This is a genomic window from Cryobacterium sp. RTC2.1 (genome assembly GCF_035018685.1).
Lineage (GTDB): Bacteria > Actinomycetota > Actinomycetes > Actinomycetales > Microbacteriaceae > Cryobacterium > Cryobacterium glucosi.
Window position 1 is genome coordinate 52,221 of record NZ_JASJXJ010000005.1, and the last position, 6,488, is coordinate 58,708.

Genomic DNA, 6,488 nt, shown 5'->3' on the forward strand with positions numbered 1-6,488 from the left:
GGTGGAAACTGTTCGCCGGTAACTATTCGGTGGCGGCGGTCGCGGCAACTACTGCTGGCGCAGCGGGAGCGCCCGCAGGTCAGAGCGCGGCGAGCTCGATGCTACTGCGGCTGACGCGCTTGCGCAGGACCCAGTATGTCCAGCCCTGGTAGAGGAAGATCACCGGGGCGGCGATCACCGCGGTCCACGTCATCACCTGGAGCGTGTACGGCGTCGACGACGCGTTGTCGATGGTCAGGCTGTTCGCGGCGTCGTTGCTCGCCGGCATCACGTCCGGGAACAGCGAGGCGAACAGGGTGAGCACGGCCAGGCCGATCGTCGCCGCCATGAGCGTGAATGCCCAGCCCTCTTTGCCGCGGAGGTTGAGCAGGAACGACCCGATCAGCGCGACGGCCGCGGCAACGGCGAACAGCGCGGTGAAGAGGCTGCCGAACGCGAGCACGGTCCAGAGCAGGAACGACGCTGCGACGACGATCGTCACGAGCCCTGCCTTGGTGGCGAGCTTGCGGGCACGAAGGCGGATGTCCCCTTCGGTCTTGAGGGAGACGAAGACGACGCCGTGGGTGAAGAACAGGAGCAGCGTCGTCACCCCGCCGAGGAGGGCGTACGGGTTGAGCAGGTCGAAGAAGGTGCCGGTGTAGTTGTGCCCGGCATCGAGCTGGACGCCCTGGACGACGTTGGCGAATGCGACGCCCCAGAGCAGGGCAGGGAGGGCGCTGCCGACGACGATCATGCCGTCGAACCACTTCTTCCATTCGGATTCCGGCCGCTGGTGCCGGTACTCGAAGGAGACCCCGCGCGCGATCAGCGCGAGGAGGATCACGAGCAGGGCGAGGTAGAAGCCGCTGAACATCGTGGCGTACCACTCGGGGAAGGCGGCGAACAACGAGGCGCCCGCGACGATGACCCAGGTCTCGTTGAGGTCCCAGACCGGTCCGATCGAGTTGATCAGCACCCGGCGGTCGGTGTCGTCCTTGCCGAGGAAGGGCAGGGACATGCCGACGCCGAAGTCGAAGCCGTCGAGGACGAAGTAGCCGATGAACATCACGGCGATGATCCAGAACCAGAGAATGTTGAGTTCCATCAGTTGCTCCTAGTAGACCGTGACGCGCTGGGGGGTGATGCCGGTCTCAGCGTCCGGCACCGGGGCATCCTCTGGGCCCTTCCGCACGGCACGGAGGATGAGCCGGAACTCGACGACCGCGAGGGCGCCGTAGATCAGCGTGAAGGCGATGAGGGAGATCAGGATGGTCAGGCCGGTCACGTTGGGCGAGACGCCGTCCTGGGTTTTCAGGAGCCCGAACACGAGCCAGGGCTGACGACCCATCTCGGTGAAGACCCAGCCGACGCTCATGGCGGCGAGGGAGAACGGGAAGGACCAGATGGCGACCTTCCAGACCCAGGTGGCCCGGGGGCTGCGGCCCTTGCGGGTGAGCCAGAGGCCGACCACGGCGACCAGGATGTGCGCGATGCCGAGTCCGATCATCCAGCGGAAGGCCCAGTAGGTGACCCAGATCATCGGGGTGTAGTCGCCGGGCCCGTACAGCGTCGTGTACTGGTCCTGCAGGTTGTTGATGCCTTCGACGGTGCCGTCGAGGGTGTGCGTGGAGAGGAATGAGAGCAGGTAGGGGATGCGGACGGAGAACAGTTCGCTCACGCCGTCGGGGGTACCGAGGGTGAAGAGCGAGAAGGACGCGTTGGCGCCCGTCGCCGTGTGGTACATCGCCTCGGCCGCGGCCATCTTCATCGGCTGGGCCTTGACCATCGCGAGGCTCAGGGAGTCGCCGAAGACGGTCGTCAGGGCACCGGAGATGACCATCATCCACAGGCCGAACTTGAGCGCCGGACGCATCGTGTCGACGTGCTGCTTGCGGTAGAGGTGGAACGCGGCGACCGAGATGATCAGGCCGGCGGACACCATGAAGCACGCGAAGATCGTGTGCGGGAACGAGGCGAGCGAGATCGGGTTGGTCAGCAGCGTGCCGATGTCGGTCAGCTCGGCCCGGCCACGTTCCTCATTGATCCGGAAGGCGATCGGGTTCTGCATGAAGGCGTTCGCCGCGAGGATGAAGTACGCGGACGCGATCGATCCGACCACGGTCAGCCAGATCGTCGCGAGGTGCAGTCCCTTGGGCAGCTTGTCCCAGCCGAAGATCCACAGGCCGATGAAGGTGGCCTCGAGGAAGAACGCGGTGATGCCCTCGAAGGCGAGCGGTGCGCCGAAGACGTCGCCGACGAAGCGGGAGTATGTCGACCAGTTCATGCCGAACTGGAACTCCTGCACGATGCCGGTGACAACGCCCATAGCGAAGTTGATCAGGAAGAGCTTGCCGAAGAAGTGCGTGAGCTGGAGCCACTTGGTCTTGTCGGTGCGCACCCATGCGGTCTGGAAAATCGCGACGGTCAGGGCGAGGCCGATCGTGAGCGGGACGAACAGGAAGTGGTACACGGTTGTCAGTCCGAACTGCCATCTCGATAGCAGCAGCGGGTCAAGCCACTCGTTCATGCGCCCTCCCGGCGATCGTCATTTCTACGGTACGTAGAAAATATACACTTCTACACCCCGTAGAAGAAGGCGGAACGGCATACTAAACTCCCTGACTATGGGAAGTCTCGGTGTGCTGGAGAGATTGCTGATGGATGTCCTCTGGGATTCCGGGGAATCGTTGCCGGCGAATGAATTGCGTGACCGCCTGCTCACGCCGGCCGCGAGTGCAGCGAACCGCAAGCCGCTCGCAACCACGACCGTGCTCACGGTGCTGTCGCGTCTCGAAACCAAGGGCTTCGTCGTTCGAGACCGGGGCATCCGCCCGCATCGCTACCGTGCCATGACGACCCGCGCCGAACACACTGCAGGGCTGATGCACGAGGTGCTCGGCTCCGCCCCCGACCGGCAGGATGCCCTCGCCCGGTTCATCGGCAATGTCAGTCCCCAGGAGGCGGAGACTCTCCGCCGCCTCCTCGAAACGATCCCGTTGCACCGCGAGTGAACCGGTCGTCGTGCTGACGACGGCGCTCGCCCTCGGCGTGCTCGCGGTCCTGCTGGCCTGGCCGGTTCCGGTGCTGCTCGCGCGGTCCGCCTGGCCGGCAGGCTCCCCCGGCGTCGCCCTCGTGCTCTGGCAGTCGATCGCCCTCGCGGGCGGGCTCGCGATGATCGGGGCGCTCCTCGTCTACGGGCTGATCCCGTTCGGCGCGAACCCGGTCGCCGGCATCCGCTCGCTCGCCGACCACCTCGCGACCGGCTCGGTCCCGGCAGGCACCTCCCTCGACCACGTTCTCGCCCTCTGCGGGGCGCTCCTGCTCGGCGGTCACCTCGTACTCAACCTCGCCGTGACCTTCGTGCACGCGGAGCGCCAGCAGCGCAGGCACCTCAACCTGGTCCGGCTGCTCAGCGAGCCCCTCGAGGGACGACCGGGCACCCGCGTCATCGACCACGCCTCCCCGGTCGCATACTGCCTGCCGAGCGTGACGCACTCGGCGACGGTGCTCTCGCGCGGGTTGCTCAGCCTGCTCGACCCGCCGCAGGTACGCGCCGTCGTCGCCCACGAGGAGGCCCACCTCGCCCAGCGGCACCACCTCGTGCTCGTCGCGTTCAAGTCCTGGCACAGTGCCCTGCCCTGGTTCCCGATCGCGAACCGGGCCGAGAACGCCGTCGCCCTTCTCGTCGAGATGCTCGCGGACGACCAGGCCAGGCTCGCCGTCGACGACCACACCCTCGCGACGGCGATCGCGCTCGTCGGCTCTGCGGGGCTCGGCCGGTCGCCTGAGGCCCGGTTCTCCGCCGGGGCGGCGGATGCCGCGGCGTTCGTTTCCCGCGACCGTCCCGTCGATCTCGTCACGCCCCGGGTCCGCCGGCTGCTGACCCCGCCGCCCCGCCTCACCGCGGCGGCCTCCGTCGCCGTTCTCGGCTCTGCCGCTGCCCTCCTCGTCCTGCCGGCCGTGCTCCTCGCCCAGGCCTGAGCGGACACAGACAGGACCGCCCGGCTGCGAGGCAACCGGGCGGTCCTGGAGGTCGCGGGTGACCGCGGTGAGAGAGCGACGAACTAGAAGAGCTTCGCCTGCGCGAGCCACGCGGAGGCGATCTTGTCCGCCGACTCCTTGTCGTTGACGCTCTGGGCGTTGAGGCTCACGAGGTCCGCAGCGGTCATCGCCGCGCTGATCTTGTTGAGGACGCTGGCAGCCTTCTCGTCGACCTTGCTGGAGACGATGGGCACGACGTTGTCCGGGAAGAACAGGCCGTCGGGGTCGGAGAGGGCGACGAGGTTGTTCGACTTGATGTTCGGGTCTGCCGTGTAGATGTTGGCGAGCTGGATCTTGTTGTCGACCAGCGCCTTGACGGTGAGCGGTCCGCCGTTGTCCTCAACGGGCACGAATCCGGCGATCGTGATGCCGTACTTGTCCTTGAGCGCCGTCGGCCCGTATGGCCGCGTCTCCAGTTCGGAGTTGCCGCCGACCGTGATGGGCTCGGTGACGTTCTTCAGGGAGGCGAGATCGGTGAGCTTGTAGGTGTCGACGAAGGCCTGGGTCGCTGTCCACGAGTTCTGGTCGCTCGCGTCGGACTTGTCGAGGGCGGTCAGGCCGCTCGGGAGGGCCTTGACGAGCTGGTCGTGAACGGCATCGCTCGTTCCGCCGGCCGCGGCCTTGTCGAGCGCCTGCAGCAGGCTTCCGGTGTACTCGGGGAAGACGTCGATCGACCCGGACTTCAGCTCGGGCAGGTAGACCTCGCGCTGTCCGATCCGGAACTGGCGGTCGACGGTGAATCCGTTCGACTCGAGCGCCTGGGCGTAGATCTCGGCGATGATCTCGTTCGAGTAGTAGTCCTGGGATCCGACGACGAGTGTCGTCGGTGCGCTCGACGCGTTACTTCCGGTGCCCAGTGGATTACTGGACGCACACCCTGCAAGGGCTACGACGGCCCCAACCGCGACCGCGGCGACTGCCGCGAGCCGGCCTTTTTTCGCTGTGAACATTGTCAGATTCCTTTCGTGATGGCGGGTTCCATCCCCGGGCGACGTCGGGTCGACGCCTTCCGGTCGACTGGGGGGCGTCCGACTGCGACGCCGCGGGGTACGACGAGTTTCTGGAGACCGGCGAACAGGCCCTCGAGAACGAGGGCGAGCAGGATCACCAGGATCGACCCGCCGAGCATCTGGGCGTAATCGTTGGTTTTGAGCCCCGCGAAGAGGAACCGGCCGAGCCCGAAGTCGGCGACGTATGCGGCAAGGGTGGCCGTTGCGACGACCTGCAGGGTCGCCGACCGCAGCCCGCCGATGAGCAAGGGCAGTCCGAGGGGTATCTCAACGTGGCGCACGATCTGAAGCTCCGTCATGCCGACGGCCCTCGCCGCGTCGATCGTCGCGCGGTTGACCGCCTCGAACCCGGTGTATGCGCCGGCGAGAATGGGCGGGATCGCGAGCACGGTCAGGGCAACGTATGGGGCGCCGAGCCCGATGCCGATCCAGAGGGCGACGAGGGTGAGCAGGCCGAGGGTGGGGATGGCGCGCAACCCGCCGGAGGTCGCGACGGCGATCCCCCGTCCGCGCCCGGTGTGCCCGATCAGGAATCCGACCGGGATGGCGATGACAGAGGCGAGCACGAGGGTCACCACCGTGAAGAGGAGCTGCTCGCCGAGCCGGGCCGGGATCCCGGTCGGCCCGGGATAGTGCGCCGGGTCGAGGAGCCAGGCGACCGCATCCGTGAAGTAATTCATGCGACACTCCGAACGACGGGCATGGGTCCGAGCACCGCAGCGGGTGCCGGGCGGATGCGCCGGGTCCGGCGGGTCCACGGCATCAGCACCCGGCCGAGCAGCACGACAGCCCCGTCAAGCACGAGGGCGAGCAGGACGGTCGCCACGATGCCGGTGATGATCTCGACCTGGATGCCGCGCTGGAAACCGTCGGTGAACAGGCTGCCGAGGCTCTTTGCTCCGATCACGGCGCCGACGGTCGCGAGGCTCACGGTGCTGACGGCGACGACGCGCACCCCGGCGAGGAGCACGGGGCCGGCGAGCGGGAGTTCGACGAGCCAGAACCTGCTCCACGCCGAGAAACCGACCGCGGTGGCCGACTGCCGCACGTCGGGGTCGACGGACGCGAGTCCGTCGGCGACGACACGCACCATGAGCGCGAGCCCGTAGAGGGTGAGTGCGGCGATCAGGTTCGCCGGCGAGCGGAGGCTCGTTCCGATGATCACCGGCAGGATGAACAGGAGCGGCAGGGACGGAATGGCGTAGAACAGGCCGGCGATCGACAGGATCGCCCCGCGGGTCGGCCGGTACCGGTTGGCCAGCCAGCCGAGCGGGAGCGCGAACACGAAACTCAGCAGGATCGGCGGCAGGCTCAGCACGATGTGGTCGAGGGTGCGGAGCCAGACCAGGTCGAGGTTCGACCAGAGCCACGTCACCGGGGCGGGCCTTCCGTCGGTACGATGTGCGGGACGTCTGACCGGGCCCCGCCGGACGGGCCACCGCCGGCGCGCTGGCCGAC

At 67.5% G+C, this 6,488-nt stretch carries 7 protein-coding genes; 2 read left to right on the plus strand and 5 right to left on the minus strand.

What is annotated here, in order from left to right:
• Positions 1–79 precede the first annotated feature (79 nt).
• Both cydB and QN357_RS01680 read right to left on the minus strand, forming a co-directional pair.
• Positions 80–1,084 carry a cytochrome d ubiquinol oxidase subunit II gene (cydB, locus tag QN357_RS01675; RefSeq protein ID WP_322135926.1) on the minus strand — a complete coding sequence of 335 codons (1,005 nt, stop codon included), beginning with the start codon at positions 1,082–1,084 and terminating at the stop codon, positions 80–82.
• 9 nt (positions 1,085–1,093) lie between these two features.
• On the minus strand, positions 1,094–2,506 hold the full coding sequence (locus QN357_RS01680; RefSeq protein ID WP_134446074.1) for a cytochrome ubiquinol oxidase subunit I: 1,413 nt from the start codon (positions 2,504–2,506) through the stop codon (positions 1,094–1,096).
• Positions 2,507–2,603: 97 nt separating this feature from the next.
• Between QN357_RS01680 and QN357_RS01685 the strand changes: the two genes are divergently transcribed.
• Both QN357_RS01685 and QN357_RS01690 read left to right on the plus strand, forming a co-directional pair.
• On the plus strand, positions 2,604–2,990 hold the full coding sequence (locus tag QN357_RS01685; RefSeq protein WP_134446075.1) for a BlaI/MecI/CopY family transcriptional regulator: 387 nt from the start codon (positions 2,604–2,606) through the stop codon (positions 2,988–2,990).
• A gap of 10 nt (positions 2,991–3,000) precedes the next feature.
• Positions 3,001–3,960, plus strand: coding sequence for a M56 family metallopeptidase (locus tag QN357_RS01690; protein WP_241987356.1), 960 nt, complete (start codon positions 3,001–3,003; stop codon positions 3,958–3,960).
• 83 nt (positions 3,961–4,043) lie between these two features.
• On the opposite strand, the gene QN357_RS01695 is transcribed toward QN357_RS01690, so the two are convergent.
• From QN357_RS01695 to QN357_RS01705, 3 genes are read right to left on the minus strand one after another with little or no spacing between them, the layout of a single operon-like run.
• Positions 4,044–4,970: an ABC transporter substrate-binding protein gene (locus QN357_RS01695; RefSeq protein WP_322135929.1), complete on the minus strand. Its 927-nt coding sequence runs from the start codon at positions 4,968–4,970 to the stop codon at positions 4,044–4,046.
• A gap of 2 nt (positions 4,971–4,972) precedes the next feature.
• Entirely contained in the window at positions 4,973–5,710 is a 738-nt protein-coding gene (locus QN357_RS01700) for an ABC transporter permease (RefSeq protein ID WP_134446077.1), read from the minus strand.
• The gene (locus QN357_RS01705) at positions 5,707–6,405 is read right to left on the minus strand and encodes an ABC transporter permease (RefSeq protein ID WP_134446078.1); all 699 of its coding nucleotides are present in this window, start codon (positions 6,403–6,405) and stop codon (positions 5,707–5,709) included. Before QN357_RS01705 ends, QN357_RS01700 begins: the two co-directional genes overlap by 4 nt.
• Between the last annotated feature and the right edge of the window lie 83 nt (positions 6,406–6,488).